The sequence below is a fragment of the Erwinia sp. 198 genome (genome assembly GCF_003937915.1).
GTDB lineage: Bacteria > Pseudomonadota > Gammaproteobacteria > Enterobacterales > Enterobacteriaceae > Erwinia > Erwinia aeris.
This window is the reverse complement of sequence record NZ_RHUM01000018.1, coordinates 39,679-55,597: the sequence shown is the minus strand read 5'-3', so window position 1 is coordinate 55,597 and position 15,919 is coordinate 39,679. Positions and strand designations below refer to the sequence as shown.

General features: G+C 57.7%; 14 protein-coding genes. 6 read left to right on the top strand and 8 right to left on the bottom strand.

Going from position 1 to position 15,919, the window contains the following annotated elements; genetic code table 11:
* Positions 1-147 precede the first annotated feature (147 nt).
* Positions 148-1,335 carry a NupC/NupG family nucleoside CNT transporter gene (locus EGK14_RS20090; protein WP_125290860.1) on the bottom strand — a complete coding sequence of 396 codons (1,188 nt, stop codon included), beginning with the start codon at positions 1,333-1,335 and terminating at the stop codon, positions 148-150.
* Positions 1,336-1,698: 363 nt separating this feature from the next.
* Here EGK14_RS20090 and EGK14_RS20085 point away from each other — a divergent pair, with 363 nt between their 5' ends.
* Positions 1,699-2,937: an Nramp family divalent metal transporter gene (locus tag EGK14_RS20085; protein ID WP_125290859.1), complete on the top strand. Its 1,239-nt coding sequence runs from the start codon at positions 1,699-1,701 to the stop codon at positions 2,935-2,937.
* A gap of 53 nt (positions 2,938-2,990) precedes the next feature.
* On the opposite strand, the gene EGK14_RS20080 is transcribed toward EGK14_RS20085, so the two are convergent.
* Together EGK14_RS20080 and mgrA are read right to left on the bottom strand one after the other, a co-directional pair.
* A complete protein-coding gene (locus EGK14_RS20080) occupies positions 2,991-3,332 on the bottom strand; it encodes a DUF2502 domain-containing protein (RefSeq protein ID WP_125290858.1) in 342 nt (113 codons plus the stop codon).
* A 155-nt stretch (positions 3,333-3,487) separates the two neighbouring features.
* Entirely contained in the window at positions 3,488-4,477 is a 990-nt protein-coding gene (gene mgrA / locus EGK14_RS20075; RefSeq protein ID WP_125290857.1) for an L-glyceraldehyde 3-phosphate reductase, read from the bottom strand.
* Between the two features lie 200 nt (positions 4,478-4,677).
* Between mgrA and EGK14_RS20070 the strand changes: the two genes are divergently transcribed.
* Together EGK14_RS20070 and glk are read left to right on the top strand one after the other, a co-directional pair.
* Positions 4,678-6,324: an alpha-keto acid decarboxylase family protein gene (locus EGK14_RS20070; RefSeq protein ID WP_125290856.1), complete on the top strand. Its 1,647-nt coding sequence runs from the start codon at positions 4,678-4,680 to the stop codon at positions 6,322-6,324.
* Positions 6,325-6,505: 181 nt separating this feature from the next.
* A complete protein-coding gene (gene glk / locus EGK14_RS20065; protein ID WP_125290855.1) occupies positions 6,506-7,471 on the top strand; it encodes a glucokinase in 966 nt (321 codons plus the stop codon).
* A 28-nt stretch (positions 7,472-7,499) separates the two neighbouring features.
* Here glk and EGK14_RS20060 read toward each other — a convergent pair whose 3' ends face one another.
* A complete protein-coding gene (locus tag EGK14_RS20060) occupies positions 7,500-8,228 on the bottom strand; it encodes a LytTR family DNA-binding domain-containing protein (RefSeq protein WP_125290854.1) in 729 nt (242 codons plus the stop codon).
* A gap of 24 nt (positions 8,229-8,252) precedes the next feature.
* Positions 8,253-9,932: a sensor histidine kinase gene (locus tag EGK14_RS20055; RefSeq protein ID WP_125290872.1), complete on the bottom strand. Its 1,680-nt coding sequence runs from the start codon at positions 9,930-9,932 to the stop codon at positions 8,253-8,255.
* A gap of 219 nt (positions 9,933-10,151) precedes the next feature.
* Here EGK14_RS20055 and EGK14_RS20050 point away from each other — a divergent pair, with 219 nt between their 5' ends.
* Both EGK14_RS20050 and alaC read left to right on the top strand, forming a co-directional pair.
* Positions 10,152-10,676: a GNAT family N-acetyltransferase gene (locus tag EGK14_RS20050; RefSeq protein WP_125290853.1), complete on the top strand. Its 525-nt coding sequence runs from the start codon at positions 10,152-10,154 to the stop codon at positions 10,674-10,676.
* Positions 10,677-10,781: 105 nt separating this feature from the next.
* Positions 10,782-12,008, top strand: a complete 1,227-nt coding sequence (alaC, locus tag EGK14_RS20045) for an alanine transaminase (RefSeq protein ID WP_125290852.1) — start codon at positions 10,782-10,784, stop codon at positions 12,006-12,008.
* A gap of 60 nt (positions 12,009-12,068) precedes the next feature.
* Here alaC and ypdK read toward each other — a convergent pair whose 3' ends face one another.
* From ypdK to EGK14_RS20030, 3 genes are all read right to left on the bottom strand, one after another.
* Positions 12,069-12,140: a membrane protein YpdK gene (ypdK, locus tag EGK14_RS21930; RefSeq protein WP_125290871.1), complete on the bottom strand. Its 72-nt coding sequence runs from the start codon at positions 12,138-12,140 to the stop codon at positions 12,069-12,071.
* A 197-nt stretch (positions 12,141-12,337) separates the two neighbouring features.
* Positions 12,338-13,360: an HlyD family secretion protein gene (locus EGK14_RS20035; protein WP_125290851.1), complete on the bottom strand. Its 1,023-nt coding sequence runs from the start codon at positions 13,358-13,360 to the stop codon at positions 12,338-12,340.
* Positions 13,361-13,365: 5 nt separating this feature from the next.
* Entirely contained in the window at positions 13,366-14,964 is a 1,599-nt protein-coding gene (locus EGK14_RS20030; protein WP_125290850.1) for an MFS transporter, read from the bottom strand.
* A gap of 162 nt (positions 14,965-15,126) precedes the next feature.
* Between EGK14_RS20030 and EGK14_RS20025 the strand changes: the two genes are divergently transcribed.
* On the top strand, positions 15,127-15,909 hold the full coding sequence (locus EGK14_RS20025; RefSeq protein ID WP_125290849.1) for an IclR family transcriptional regulator: 783 nt from the start codon (positions 15,127-15,129) through the stop codon (positions 15,907-15,909).
* Positions 15,910-15,919: the final 10 nt, after the last annotated feature.

Sequence of the window (15,919 nt, the reverse complement as noted above, 5' to 3'; positions counted from 1 at the left end):
GTCTTATGGGCTGCTTTATAACATTACTTTTAGTATGGGTTAAAGGCGATCTTCCCGGATGCGCTACATGAAATGTTTTATTGCGAGACGATACGCATAAAAAAAGCGAACCTAAAGGTTCGCCTTTCTTGTCGGGCCAGACCGCTATCAGCCCAGCACCAGGCCTGCGATGGAAGCGGAGAGCACGCTAACCAGCGTCGAACCGTACAGCAGCTTCATGCCGAAGCGCGACACTACGTTGCCCTGCTCTTCGTTCAGGCCTTTGATAGCGCCCGCTACGATGCCGATAGAGGAGAAGTTGGCAAAAGAAACCAGGAACACGGAAAGGATGCCTTCGCCGCGCGGCGACAGAGTATCGGCAATTTTCTGCAGATCGATCATCGCCACGAATTCGTTGGAAACCAGCTTGGTCGCCATGATGCTGCCGACCTGTAACGCTTCGCTGGCGGGCACGCCCATTACCCAGGCAAAAGGATAGAACACATAGCCCAGTACGCCCTGGAAGCTGATACCAAAAATCGTATCAAACAGCGTGTTGACGGCGGAGATCAGCGCGATAAAGCCAATCAGCATCGCGGCGACGATGACCGCCACTTTGAAACCGGCAAGGATATATTCGCCCAGCATTTCAAAGAAGCTCTGTCCCTGATGCAGATCGTTCAGCTTCAGGTCTTCCTCGTTTTCGATGCGGTACGGGTTGATCAACGACAGCACGATAAAGGTGCTGAACATATTCAGGATCAGCGCGGCCACCACATATTTCGGCTGGAGCATGGTCATATAGGCGCCGACGATGGACATCGATACGGTCGACATCGCGGTAGCGGCCATGGTGTACATACGGCGCTGCGACATTTTGCCCAGAATATCTTTATAGGCGATAAAGTTTTCTGACTGTCCCAAAATCAGCGAGCTTACCGCGTTAAAAGATTCCAGTTTACCCATGCCGTTGACTTTTGACAGCACGGTGCCGATCGCCCGGATAACCACAGGCAGAATACGGAAGTGTTGCAGAATACCAATAAGGGCGGAGATAAAGACGATAGGGCAGAGTACGTTAAGCCAGAAGAACGCCAGGCCTTTATCGTTCATGCCGCCAAAGACAAAGCTGGTGCCCTGGGCGGCAAAGCCCAGCAGCTTGTCGAAGAAGCCGGCAAAACCTTTGACAAACCCTAAGCCGATTTCGGAGTTCAGGAAGAACCAGGCCAGCAGCACCTCGATCACCAGAAGCTGAATAATAAAACGGACGCGGATATTTTTCCGATCGCTGCTGACCAGTAAGGCCAGTAACGTCACCACCACCAGCGCCAAAGCAAAATGCAGAATGCGGGACATGAGTGCTCCAAATTTGAAGGCTGTTATATTTCGCTGCACATTCTATGTAACAAGTTGCAGAAAAACGAGACTAAAGCCTCAATATAATAAATTCCTATCGGCTTAAATCATCATTCTGCTTTTCAGTCACATCCTGATGCTGTTTAAAAAACCACCCGTCAACTTGTGGGGGAATACTTTTTAACCTAAAGTAAGTTTATCGCTTACAAATCGGCCACAAGAAACGCTACCTTTTGGTATAGCAAAGGCTATACTTTTTAGCGTAGGCTATTACAGCGATAAGTTTAACCACTGCAAATGATGTTGATAATCATTATCATTTGAATAACAATACCTTCCTCGGGTGTATTAAGGGGTAAGACGATGTTTGAAGGCCGCACCGCGGAGCAGACGGTCCGTAGTTCCCGTAAAATCAAATTCGCGCTGATGGGGCCCGCTTTTATTGCGGCGATTGGCTATATCGATCCCGGCAACTTCGCGACCAACATTCAGGCCGGCGCTTCCTATGGCTACAAGCTGCTGTGGGTAGTGGTCTGGGCCAATATCATGGCGATGGTGATCCAGTTAATGTCCGCTAAGCTGGGCATCGCTACCGGCAAAAACCTGGCGGAGCATATTCGCGATCGCTTTCCGCGCCCTGCCGTATGGTTCTACTGGATCCAGGCGGAAATAATCGCCATGGCCACCGATCTGGCCGAGTTTATCGGCGCGGCTATCGGCTTTAAGCTGCTCTTCGGCGTCAGTTTACTGCAGGGTGCGGTGCTGACGGGCGTGGTAACGTTTTTGATTTTGATGCTGCAAAGCCGGGGCCAGAAGCCGCTGGAACTGGTCATCGGCGGTCTGCTGCTGTTTGTGGCGGCGGCCTATGTGATCGAGCTGTTTTTCTCGCAGCCAAAAGTGATGGATCTGATGCAGGGCCTTGCCGTACCGACGCTGCCGACCGCCGATGCGGTGCTGCTGGCGGCGGGCGTGCTGGGCGCGACGATTATGCCGCACGTGATTTATCTGCACTCTTCTTTAACGCAAAGCCCTGACGGCGGCAGCCGTGCGGAGCGCTACTCCTCGACAAAACTGGATGTGGCGATCGCCATGACCATCGCCGGATTTGTAAACCTGGCGATGATGGCGACGGCGGCGGCGGCTTTCCACTTCAGCGGCCATACCGGCATCGCGGATCTGGATCAGGCCTATCTGACGCTCGATCCGCTGCTGGGCCGCGCGGCGGCCGTGGTCTTCGGTCTGAGCCTGCTGGCGGCCGGGCTTTCATCCACCGTCGTGGGAACGATGGCGGGGCAGGTGGTAATGCAGGGCTTTATCCACGTACGCATTCCGCTGCTGGTGCGGCGCGTTGTCACGATGCTGCCCTCGTTTATCGTGATCCTGGCAGGCTGGGAGCCGACGCGCATACTGGTGATGAGCCAGGTGCTGCTCAGCTTCGGCATTGCGCTGGCGCTTATCCCGCTGCTCTCTTTTACCGGCAATCGCGAACTGATGGGTGAACTGGTGAACTCACGCCTGATGCAGGCGGCAGGCAAGGTTATCGTCGTGGTGGTGGTGGCGCTGAACTTTTATCTGCTGATATCAATGGCGATGGCGTTTTAGGCGAGACGCTAAGCAGCAAGTAAAAAAGGGTGCTCCTGTGAGCACCCTTTTTTTCACCAGCGTCCGTCGTGGTGACGATCCCGCTCGTGCCGCCATTCGCGCTGCCTTTGGTGGTCGTGCCAGCGCTGGTCGCGGCGCCATTCATGTCGTTGACGCATCTCCTGGTGACGACGCCACTGTTCATGGCGCCACCAGCGGCCTTCGCCGTAGCGATAATTGTTGCGCCACCAGTGGCCTTCGCGCCAGCGGCCGCCGTCCCAGTAGCGTCCGTGGCGATCGCGATCGCCCAGATGAAGCGAAACGCCCGGCGCTAACATAATCCGGGCGCTGTCAGCCTGTGCTGTGTGTAAGGCTGAACCTGCCAGCAAAGCGGCAATAAGCAATAGGTGTTTCATTTTCTCTCCTTATCAGCGGCACAACTGCTCCGCCCTGATGCCAGTATTATAAGGAGAGCGCAGGGGTTTCGCCTGGCTAATTCCTAAAAATGTCGAAAAAGTGTTAAAGGATATGTCAGCAAGACAGGCCGCCGCAGGACGCGGCGGCAAAGGGATCAGGCGAGGATTGCGTCGATGCGATCCAGCTCGCTTTGACTGAATTCGCGCTGGTTCAGCATCGTTATGGCATCGTCTATCTGACTGGTTTTGCTGGCGCCGATCAACACCGACGTGACGCGACCGCCGCGCAGTACCCAGGCCAGCGCCATTTGCGACAGTTTCTGGCCGCGCTGCTGCGCCAGCTCGTTCAGCTGCCGCACTTTCTCCATCTTCTCCGGCGTCAGCTGCTCGCTGCTGAGAAAACGGCTGCCGCTGGCGGCGCGTGAATCTTGCGGAATACCCTGCAAATAACGATCGGTCAGCACGCCGCCCGCCAGCGGTGAGAAAGCGATACAGCCGACGCCCTGCTGTTGCAGCACGTCCAGCAGGCCGTCTTCCGGCGCGCGTTCAAACATAGAGTATTTCGGCTGGTGGATCAGACAGGGCGTACCCAGCCGCTTCAGAATAGCAATTGCCTCCGCCGCCAGCTGCGCCGGATAGTTAGAAAGCGCGATGTACAGCGCCTTCCCCTGACGTACCAGATGATCCAACGCGGTCATGGTTTCTTCCAGCGGCGTTTCCGGATCGGGGCGGTGATGATAAAAAATATCGACGTAGTCCAGGCCCATACGCTTCAGGCTCTGATCGAGGCTGGCGATCAGATATTTACGTGAGCCCCAGTCGCCGTAAGGCCCGTCCCACATTGTATAGCCGGCTTTGGAAGAGATAATCAGCTCATCGCGCAGCGAAGCGAAATCCTGGCGCAGGATACGACCGAAGTTTTCTTCTGCCGAGCCGGGCGGCGGCCCGTAGTTATTGGCAAGGTCAAAATGGGTGATACCCTGGTCGAAGGCGTGGCGCAGCAGCGCACGGCTGTTCTCCACCAGCGTGCTGTCGCCAAAGTTATGCCACAGGCCGAGCGAGACGGCGGGCAGCTTCAGGCCTGTGCGGCCGCAGCGGTGATAACTCATTGTCTGGTAACGATTTGCGTCAGGCTGGTAAACCATGAAAAGTTCCTGTGCTCAAAAGGAAAGGCAAAATGAGCATAGCAGTGTATACGGTTACACCGAACCGGTTCGCGCGGCGGATCGCAACTTGCGGAAAAGTCTCAGGCGTCATCTTTGCTTGCCATCGCGAGCGACAACGGATTTCACATGGTGCGCAAAGGATGCGCAATACTCATTACAACCTATCAGAGGAGAAAGCCATGCAAAGCGTTGGAGACTATCTGCTGCTGCGTCTGCAGGAAATCGGTATCGGGCATCTTTTTGGCGTGCCGGGCGATTACAATTTGCAGTTTCTGGATCACGTTATCGCCAGCAAAAAAATTGCCTGGGCGGGCAGCAGCAACGAGCTGAACGCGGCCTATGCGGCCGACGGCTATGCGCGCTGTCGCGGCGCGGCGGCGTTGCTCACCACCTTTGGCGTAGGTGAACTGAGCGCCCTAAACGGCGTGGCGGGCAGCTATGCAGAATATCTGCCGGTTATTCATATCGTCGGCGCGCCAGCCAGCGCGGCGCAGGAAGAGAAGCTGCTGCTGCACCATACGCTGGGCGACGGCGACTACGCGCATTTTCTACGCATCGCCCGTGAGGTCACCGTAGCGCAGGCTGTATTGACCAGGGAAAACGCGGCGGCAGAAATCGATCGGCTGCTGCTGACCGCGCTGCGCGAACATCGTCCCGTTTACCTCTTTATGCCCACGGACGTGGCGGAAGCGCCTGTTCAGCCGCCCATCGGCACGCTAACTTACCGTGCCGAATCACTGCAAAGCAGCCTGGACGCCTTCAGCGCGGCGGCGGAGGCTCTGCTGGCGGAGGCCGAAAGCGTCTCGCTGTTGGCCGATTTCCTTGCCGATCGCGCAGCCATTCGTGACCCGCTGCGTGAACTGGTCACGGCAACGGCTTTGCCTTTTTCAACCTTGCTGATGGGCAAAAGCGTGCTGCCGGAACAGCTGCCGGGCTTTGTCGGCACCTACTCAGGCGCCGCCAGCGCAGGCGATACGCAGCGGCATATCGAACAACGCGACGTGGTGATCACCCTCGGCACGGTCTGGACGGATACCATCACCGCTGGATTTACCCAGCAAATCGATCCGCTACGCAATATTGACGTTGGCCTGTCCCGCTGCCGGGTCGGTAAACAGACGTTCAGCCAGATCGCCATGAAGGATGCCGTTGCCGTGCTGCACCAGCTGGCGACGCGCTATGGTGAACGCTGGCGCGATGCGCAGGCGCTGCCGCCGACGCTGCCCAAGCTGACTGCTGGCGCGCTGAGTCAGAATGCGTTCTGGCGCATCATGCAGGACTTTTTACGCCCCGGTGATATCGTGCTGGCCGATCAGGGCACGGCCGCGTTTGGCGCGGCGGCGCTGCGGCTGCCTGAAGACGTTACCTTTATCTGTCAGCCGCTGTGGGGATCTATCGGCTTTACGCTGCCCGCCGCCTGGGGCGCACAGCTTGCCTGTCCGGCGCGGCGCGTGATTTTGCTCTGTGGCGACGGAGCGGCCCAGCTGACCATTCAGGAGCTGGGATCGATGCTGCGCGACGGTCTGAAGCCGATCGTCTTTATTCTGAATAATGACGGCTATACTGTTGAACGGGCTATCCACGGCGAGCATCAGCGCTACAATGACATTGCTCAGTGGAACTGGACGCAGCTGCCACAGGCGCTAAGCACGCGTGGCGAGGCGCAAAGCTGGCGGGTCGAGGAGAGCGCTCAATTGCAGGAAGTGGTAAAAGTGATTGAACAGACCTCGCGTCTCTCGCTGGTGGAGGTTATGCTGCCGCAGCTGGATGTGCCGCCTCTTTTGCAGGCGGTAACGGCGGCGCTGGACAAGCGCAACGCGTCCTGAAAAATCTGATAACCGATTCAGACGCCAGATTCAGATTGATGCCCGTGGGAAATTGCGGCCAGTGCAGGTAAGGTAGTCGGTCACAGCGCGATTTTACGTTCGCCCGTGAGGGTTGGGCGTTGTTGTTTGAGTGGGGGAAATTTATAGTGTGTACAAATGACGTAAGCGGAGCAAAACAATAATGACTAAGTATGCTTTGGTAGGTGATGTAGGCGGCACCAATGCGCGCCTGGCACTGTGTGAAGTCGAGAACGGTGCCATCTCACAAGCCAAAACGTTCTCCACAGCAGACTACGATAGCCTTGAGGCAGTCATCCGTTTTTATCTTGCCGAGCAGCAGCAGGATGTCACGGATGGCTGCATCGCCATCGCCTGCCCGATCACCGATGACTGGGTGGATATGACCAACCACGACTGGGCTTTCTCCACCAGCAAGATGAAGGCGAATCTGGGTTTTGATCATCTTGAGATCATCAACGACTTCACTGCCGTGTCGATGGCGATCCCGATGCTGACCGAGCAGGACGTGATGCAGTTTGGCGGCACAACGCCGGTTAAAGACAAACCGGTCGCCGTTTACGGCGCAGGAACCGGTCTGGGCGTGGCGCATCTGGTCCATGTGGATAAACGCTGGGTGAGCCTGCCGGGCGAGGGCGGCCACGTGGATTTCGCCGCCAACAGCGAAGAGGAAGATCTGATCCTGGAAGTGCTGCGCGAAGAGCTGGGCCACGTGTCCGCCGAGCGCGTACTGTCCGGCGCGGGCCTGGTCAACCTTTACCGGGCGATTGTCAAAGCCGACAACCGCGTGCCGGAGAACCTGAAGCCGAAGGACGTTTCTCAGCGCGCGCTGGACGACAGCTGCACCGACTGCCGTCGCGCTCTGGCGATGTTCTGCGTGATCATGGGCCGTTTCGGCGGTAACCTGGCGCTGACCATGGGCACCTTCGGCGGCGTCTATATCGCTGGCGGCATCGTGCCTCGCTTCCTGGAATTCTTCAAAGCCTCCGGTTTCCGTGCCGCTTTTGAAGACAAGGGCCGTTTTAAAGATTACGTGCAGAATATTCCTGTCTATCTGATAACGCATGAAAAGCCTGGCCTGCTGGGCGCGGGCGCGCATCTGCGTCAGACCTTAGGCACCATTCTGTAAGCAAAACAGGCCGGTTTTCCGGCCTTTTTTACAGCCGCATCAGCTGGCGAAACTCCCGCACTTTACTGCGGCTGACCGGCACCTGAAACTCCAGGTCGCGCAGCTTCAGCATATAGGTATTGTTAAACCAGGGTTCAATTTCGCGGATTTTGCTCAGGTTCACACAGTAAGAACGATGACAGCGGAAAAAAGCCTCTTCGGGTAGCCGACTGCAAAACTCGGTAATATTCATCGACATCACGTACTCTTCCCGCCGCGTATAAACAAACGTCATTTTCTCATGGGCTTCGGCATAGTAAATATCGTTGATATCCGTCACGATAATGCGCTCGTCCCGCGTCAGGTTAATGGTGTGCACCTGGCTACGCGGGCTGTCTGTGCCGCCGGACGCGGCCTGCTGTAGCGTATTTTCCAGCTTGCGCAGCATGGTGATAATACGCATTTCATGGTAGGGCTTAAGGATATAGTCAAACGCCTCCAGCTCGAAGGCCTCTACCGCGTGCTCTTTATAGGCGGTGATAAAGACAATATGCGGACGATGGGCGAATTTGCTGATGTTTTGCGCCAGCAGCACGCCATCCAGCGACGGAATATTAATATCTAAAAAGATGACGTCCGGCTGATGGTTTTGCAGATATTTCAATACGTCCAGCCCGTCGTCGAACGTGGCCTCGATTTGCAGCTGGCTGTGCTGGCGGATCAGCCAGCTCAGCTCCTGCTGCGCCAGAAATTCGTCTTCGACAATAATGGCTTTCACATCGCTTTCCCGGTGAGTGCGGCCCTAAGCCGTCAGTGAAACACGTTCGGGCAGAGTTGCCCCTTTTTTGGTGATATAAAAAGCAATTTCGGTACCCGGATGGCGGCGATGAATATGCAGCCCCTCGCCGTAAAGCAGCCTGACACGATGATGCACGTTGAGCAGGCCGATCTTGTTGCCGGGCATCTCGTTGCGCTCCACGCGCTGGATCACCTCTTCGCTAATGCCGTTGCCCGTATCGCGCACCGCAATACGTATCCGCTCGCCCGCATCCTGTACGCTGATGGTGACCACACCTTTGCCGCGACAGGGATGTACGCCGTGCACGATAGCGTTTTCCACCAGCGGCTGGATCAGCAGGCTGGGCAGCGAGCAGCTGATGTCCTCGTCAATTTCATAAATAACCGTCAGCTTATCGCCAAAACGCGCCTGTTCGATGGCGATATAGTCTTTGATCTGATAAAGCTCTTTTTTGATATCAATGATTTCGTCGTCGTTCAGCTCCAGGTTGTAACGCAGATAGCGCGAAAGGTTGCTGATAAGCTGCCTGGCGGTATCGGGATTCAGGCGGATCGACGACGAGATGGCGTTCAGTGCGTTAAACAGAAAGTGCGGGTTGATTTTGCTTTGCAGCGCACGCAGCTCGGCCTTATTCGCCATTTCACGCAGCTGCTCGGCGCGGGAAACTTCCAGCTGCGTGGAGATAATTTGCGACAGGCCGATAGCCATTTCCCGCAGCGACCAGGTAATGCGGTGCGCATGACGATAGTAAATTTTCAGCGTACCGGTGACTTCGCCCAGCTCCCGCAGCGGGATCACTATCATCGAATGAATTTCCGGCGTGCGGTGCGCCTCATCGTTGTTGCGGATAATAATTTCGCCATTGGCGATAGCCCTGGCCGTGGTCGGGCTGATGCCGTCGTCGCCTTCGCGGTAATTCTGCTCGCCGACGCCGACATAGGCCAGGATTTGATTTTTATTGGTGATGGCGACCGCATCCGCGCTGATATCGTCGCGAATAATTTCGCAGACTTTTCGCAACGAACGGCTGTTGACCTGGCGAAACAGCGGCAGCGTTTTATTGGCAATATCCAGCGCCAGCTTGGCCTGACGGGCGGCTATCGCCTCTTTTTCGCCCTCGACGCTCTGGATCAGCAGCACGATCAGGCCGATGCTGACCGCGCCCAGGATCATCGGCACGGCGATCTCTTCGACGATCGCCAGGCCCAGCGCGTAAGGCCTGGCCCAGACCAGGATCAGGACCATCGTCAACGACTCACACAGCATGCCGCCTATAATGCCGACGCTCCAGCGCCGCGCTTTGGCGACCTTCAGGTTAATCCAGCCTGCGGCGACGCCTGCGATAATGCTGGTGATGAGGCAGGGCACCGAGGTAACGCCGTGGACATCGATTAAAAAACGGTGCAGTCCGGCCACCACGCCGGTAACAATGCCGACCCACGGGCCAAACAGGATCCCGCCGGCCATAATCGCGATGGTGCGCACGTTCACCAGCGAGCCATCAACGTTGATGCCGCTCCAGGTGCCAAACAGCGCGAACAGCGAAAAGATAGCCGTTACCGCCACCAGCTCCTGACGTGAGTGCTCGTCTTTCTGTAAGAGTTGACGAAAATGACGGGTGCGTGTCATAAAAAACAGGCAGATAAGCATAAGAGCGGCGCGATCTAATACCGCAAGCAACATCTCAAACATCGAATGCACAAGCGCCTCGGCTGGCGGAGAAACAGTAGCGACATAATAAGGAAAGCGAGCGGGATGCGCCAGGCAAGCGCGCGCCGATTTCAGCCAATCCCTGTCTGGATCAATTTTGCTACGATTAGCCGTGCGTAAGGTGTCAAGGTAGCCTCGCTGCAGAGCCCGGGGTGAAAAGGGGAAACCCTGGTAACAAAAAGGGGATGTATCATGCAGTTAACGACCGAAAGATTGCTGTTGGAAAAGCTCCAGCCGGAAGACTGGTCGCTGTTCCACGAGGTGCACAGCGATCCCGTCAGTATGCAGTTTATTAGTGCCGTCCCGCAGCTGGCGGATATCCGGCAGCGCTTTCAGACCCGACTACAGCCCTGGCAGGTAACCAGCCTGCATATGCTTTGTTTAACCGTGCGGCTGCGGGCAAGCGGCGAGGCGATAGGGCTGATAGGTGCGAATGCAGAATGGACGCCTTGCCGGCAGGCCGAAGTCGGCTACTCCCTGCTGAACCGCTATACCGGCAAGGGCTACGGCAGCGAGGCGCTTGGCGCGATGGCCGCTTACCTGCTCACCCAGTGTTGCTTCCACAAGCTGACCGCGCAGGTAGTGGAGGGCAACTGGCCTTCCCGACGCATTCTGGAAAAAAACGGCTTCCGGCTTGAGGGCACGCTGCGGGAAAATTATCTGCTGCGTGGAGAGTGGGTTAACGACTGGCGGTTCGGCAAGCTGGAAACAGATTAATTCGGCTCGACAGGCTGACGAACTCTGCGCTATGTTGGAGCTTCGACCATTTTCTGGTCAGCGTCGCTCGGACGGTTCCGGGCGCTAACGTACTCAGAGGTCTTTATGGCTGACAGCTCCGCACGCCGTTTTTCCCGTATTGAACGCCTTCCGCCCTATGTTTTTAATATCACTGCCGAACTGAAAATGGCGGCGCGCCGTCGCGGCGAAGATATTATCGATTTCAGCATGGGCAACCCGGACGGCCCTACGCCGCCCCATATCGTTGAAAAACTCTGCTCGGTGGCGCAACGAGAGGACACGCACGGCTATTCGACCTCGCGAGGCATCCCGCGTTTGCGTCGGGCAATTTCACGCTGGTATGCCGATCGCTATCAGGTGGATATCGATCCGGAGTCAGAAGCGATTGTGACCATCGGCTCGAAAGAAGGGTTGGCGCACCTGATGCTGGCTACGCTCGATCATGGCGATACCGTGCTGGTGCCGAATCCCAGCTATCCCATCCACATTTACGGCGCGGTTATCGCGGGCGCTCAGGTGCGATCCGTGCCGCTGGTGGAAGGCGTGGATTTCTTTAACGAGCTGGAGCGCGCCATTCGCGAAAGCTATCCCAAACCCAAAATGATGATCCTTGGCTTTCCGTCCAATCCCACTGCGCAGTGCGTTGAGCTGGATTTTTTCGAGCGAGTGATCGCGCTGGCCAAACAATATAACGTGCTGGTGATCCACGATCTGGCCTATGCCGATATCGTCTATGACGGCTGGAAAGCGCCTTCGATTATGGAAGTACCGGGCGCTCGTGACGTGGCGGTAGAGTTTTTCACGCTTTCTAAAAGCTACAATATGGCGGGCTGGCGTATCGGCTTTATGGTCGGCAACAAAGAGCTGGTCGCCGCACTGGCGCGGATCAAAAGCTACCACGATTACGGTACTTTCACGCCTCTGCAGGTTGCCGCCATCGCCGCGCTGGAGGGCGATCAGCAGTGCGTACGGGATATCGCGCAGCAGTACAGGCGCCGCCGCGACGTGCTGGTGAAAGGGCTGCACGAGGCGGGCTGGATGGTAGAAATGCCCAAGGCCTCGATGTATGTCTGGGCGAAAATCCCGGACCATTATGCGCATATGGGTTCGCTGGAATTCGCTAAGCATATGCTACAGGAGGCGAAAGTCTGCGTTTCGCCAGGTATCGGCTTTGGCGACTATGGCGATACGCACGTGCGCTTTGCGCTGATTGAAAACAGCGACCGTATTCGTCAGGCGGTAAGAGGGATTAAGGCGATGTTCCGCACCGACGGCGTTCTGCCGGGAACGGTAAAAAGCGAGGCGGAGTAGCAGGCGGACCAGGGCCGCCAGAGGCAGGCTGAGCGCCTGCCTTTTTCGTTATCAGGCAGGCTACAGCATCAGATAGAAGGTACCAGCCCAGGCCAGCAACAAAAACGAAATGCCCATTAATGCATATTTCACGGAAAAACTCCTTTGAGCGATGATAGCCTGAACCTGCGTCGCCGCGTTTTCCGGTTCAGGCCGTCAGCTTTCGTCACGGGAACGCCTGCTAATTTACCCGCAGCGGGCGGCAAAATAAAGCCGACATTTCCAGGAATTATCTTTTTTTTCAGGAGCCTGCTTCAGGCGCGGGCGTTGAATAAACCGCCTGCGTCCGTTCAGCGGGCCAGCTCCGGCACCACCGACATACCCACCTTCAGGCGCGCCAGATCGGGCTGACCTGGTTCAAGCAGGATTTTGACCGGCAAACGCTGCGCCACTTTAGTGAAGTTGCCCGTTGCGTTATCGGCGGTGATAGCGGCAAACGTCGAGCCGGTGGCAGGCGCTATGCTATCCACATGACCACGCAGCGTAACGCCCGGCAGCGCGTCCACGCTCAGCGTAACGCCAGCGCCGGCCTGTACGCCAGCCAGCTGCGTTTCCAGAAAGTTTGCCACCACGTAGGTTTGCTGTAGTGGCACCACGGCCATCAGACGCGTTCCGGCGGCAACCCAGGCGCCCTGGCGCGCCGCTCGCTGGCCGACGGCGCCGTTGATCGGCGCGCTAATGACGGTATAAGAAAGATTCAGGCGAGCCTGATCGACGCTGGCGGTTGACGCGGCGATATCCGCTTTGGCCTGGCGCAGGCTGGCTTCCAGCACGCCCACTTCTTTACGGGCGGCCAGCGCGGCGGCCTGGCTTTGACGCAGCTGCGCCGCGGCTTCCTGCATGGATGCGCTGGTTTTCTGCTGCTCGTCCGCCGTGGCGGTGCCGCTTTTCAGCAGGCGGCGATAGCGTTCGGCATTTTGCCCGGCATAGTTCAGGGTTGCCTGGCTGGCCGCGACGGCGGCGTCGTTTTGCGCAATAGTCGCCTGCTGCTGCTCAAGCTGGGCCTGAACGCTGGCCAGCTTCGCCTGGCTGACCGCCAGGTTGGCTTCGGCAGTTTCCAGTGCGACCCGGTAGTCACGATCGTCAATCGTCGCCAGCACGTCGCCCGCTTTTACCTGCTGGTTATCGCCAACGTTAACAGTGCGAATATAGCCGGAAACTTTCGGCGCGATGGCCGTGTAGTCGGCGGTCACTACGGCATCATCGGTGCGGGCCTGATGGCGGCTCATGGCCGACCAGACGAAAAAGGCGATCCCCAGCAGTACCAGCAGCAGCGCGGCCAGCGTTAAGGTTCTTTTTGCAGGTGTGAACATTGTTATTATCTCACGGCTTTAGTTTGAGTTTGAATAAGGGTTTGCGGCGGCCAGACGCGTTTGGGCAGCCAGGCGGTCAGCAGCACCAGCAGCAGCGCGCAGCCGATCAGCAGCAGGTAGGCGTCGCTGATGCTGAGGATCACCGCCTGGTGCTTCAGCAGCGTGGCAAAATGACCCAAATTTTCGGCCGAGCTGGCTGAACCGTCCGGCAGCAGCGGCTGCATCGCTGAGGCGTCGGCGCTGTTCGCCGCCGTCATCAGCCACGGACTATTGCCCAGCCGATCGACCAGGGTGTGCGAGTGAAATTTTTCCCGGTGGGTCAGAAAATTCTCTACCAGGCTGCCGGCTGCCACGCTGGAAAAGCCGCGCACGGTATTAAACATCGCCGAGGCGTACGGCCCTTCCGGCGGCAGGATCACGCTGGTGGCGCTCATCAACACCGGCAGGATCAGCATTGGCTGTCCAAAAGCCTGCAGCAGCTGGATCGGCCAGAAGTTTTGCCTGGCCCAGTCGTCGGTCAGCTGCGCGCCCATCAGGCACGACACGCTGAGCAGCGCTGCGCCGCAGGTCAGCATCCAGCGGCAGTCAACCCAGCGCAGGTTCAGCAGGAAAGCCATAAAAGGCGCAATCAGCAGCTGCGGCAGGCCGATAGCCAGCGCCAGCGGCGCAAACTGCACGGTGCGGAACCCTGCCACCTGAGCGAAATAGGCCGAAGGCAGGGCGGAGCCGGAAAGCGCCACCAGCAGTACGCCAGCCAGCACCAGCAGCCCGTGCGTTAAATTTTTGCGCTGGAGCAGCTGCAATTTAAATAACGGTAGCGGATGCGACCACTCGTTGATTAAAAACGCTACCAGCAGCGCGATGGACGCGCACAGCATGCCAACAATCAACGGCGATTGCAGCCAGTCGAGCCGCTCGCCCTGCGACAGCGTCAGCACCATCAGCGCGACGCCGCTACAGCCGGTCAGCATACCGAACAGATCTATCTGCTTAAAACGCTCCAGGCGCAGCGGATCCTGCGGCAACCCCCAGCCAATCAGCACGCCGGCAAGCAGAAGCGGCGGCACAATCTGCCAGAACACAAACTGCCAGCCGACGGCATCGGTCCAGAAAGCCGCCAGCGAGGCGGCCATGTTGGGGCCGAAAGTGGCGGTTAAGGCATAGGCGGACAGCCCGTAAAGCTTGATGCCCGGCGGCAAAAAACGCAGCGCTACCGTCATCAGCAGCGGCGGCAGCGCGCCGCCGAACAGCCCCTGGATAACGCGCAAGCCGATAAACAGCCCGGGCGTTGCGGCAAAGGGCTGCAGTATACCGGCCAGCGCAAAACCAAACGCGACGGCCAGCGCAAAGCGGCGCAGCGAAAAGGTTACCGCAAACCAGGGTGCGACCATCATCGCCGCCACTTCGGCAGCCTGATAGGCCGAGGTAATCCAGGTGGCCCGATCGTAGCTAAAACCGATAGCGGCGCGAACGTCGGCCAGCGCTAAATCGGTTACGCGATCGTTAAGTCCTGAGGTCAGCGCAGCAATCAGCACGCCCACCAAACCCAGCGCCAGACGCAGGGTAAAAGGGTGGCTAGCCGGGGCTGCGGGTTGAGCGTTCATAGCCGGTGCTCCGCAAGAAAAGATGAAGTGATGCACTGTATTGCATTGTGATACATTGGCGGCAGATATTACATGGTGATTGGCTGTATTGCAATGCGGTACAGCCTGCCGGAGAGGGGAAAAGAGTGCTACAGTATCGCCATCAACAAGGAAGGAGATCTCATGTCTGAACCTGCAGCTTTACGCGACGAGGAGCGTACCGGCGGTATCCAGGTTATCTCACGCGCGGCAAAAATTCTGGACGCGTTGGGCGACAGCCCCAACGGCATGAGCCTGGGCGAAATCGCCCAGGCCGTCGATCTGCCCCGCTCAACCGTACAGCGTATCGTCGGCGCGTTGGATTCGGTGCAGCTGGTGCGTAGTCACGGCGCGGGCGGCGTGCGTCTCGGTCCGGCGCTGCTGCGGCTGATCGCCAGCGTGCACACCGATGTGGTGGCGATTGTGCAGCCGTGGCTGCAGGCGCTGAGCGATGCCACGGGCGAAACGGTGTCGCTGGCCCGCGCCAGCGGATTACAGCTGGCTATCGTGCATTACGTGGTCGCCGATCGCGAGCTGCGCGTGGTGCCGCGCATCGGGCTCAACCTGCCGCTTTACAGCACTTCCGGCGGCCGCGCGCTGCTGGCGCTGGACAGCGACGAAGAGGCCAGGGCGTGGGTAGGGGATGCCTACGAAGCGATCACTGAACTGACCGTCAAAGCGTATCCCGATTTGATGGAAAGACTACAGGAAATCCGCCGTACCGGTCTCTCTTACGATCGTGGCGAGACGCTGGAAGGGATCTCCACCATGGCGGTAGCGATAGATACCATACTGGGACGCTTTTCCATCAGCCTGCTGGTGCCTTCTGCCCGTTTTCAAAAGCACGAATCGCTCTTCCGCGAAGAGATCCTGAAGTGCAAAGAGGCTCTGGTGGATGAAATTGGCAAAGCGACTTTACGTGACTGACAGGAGTGGC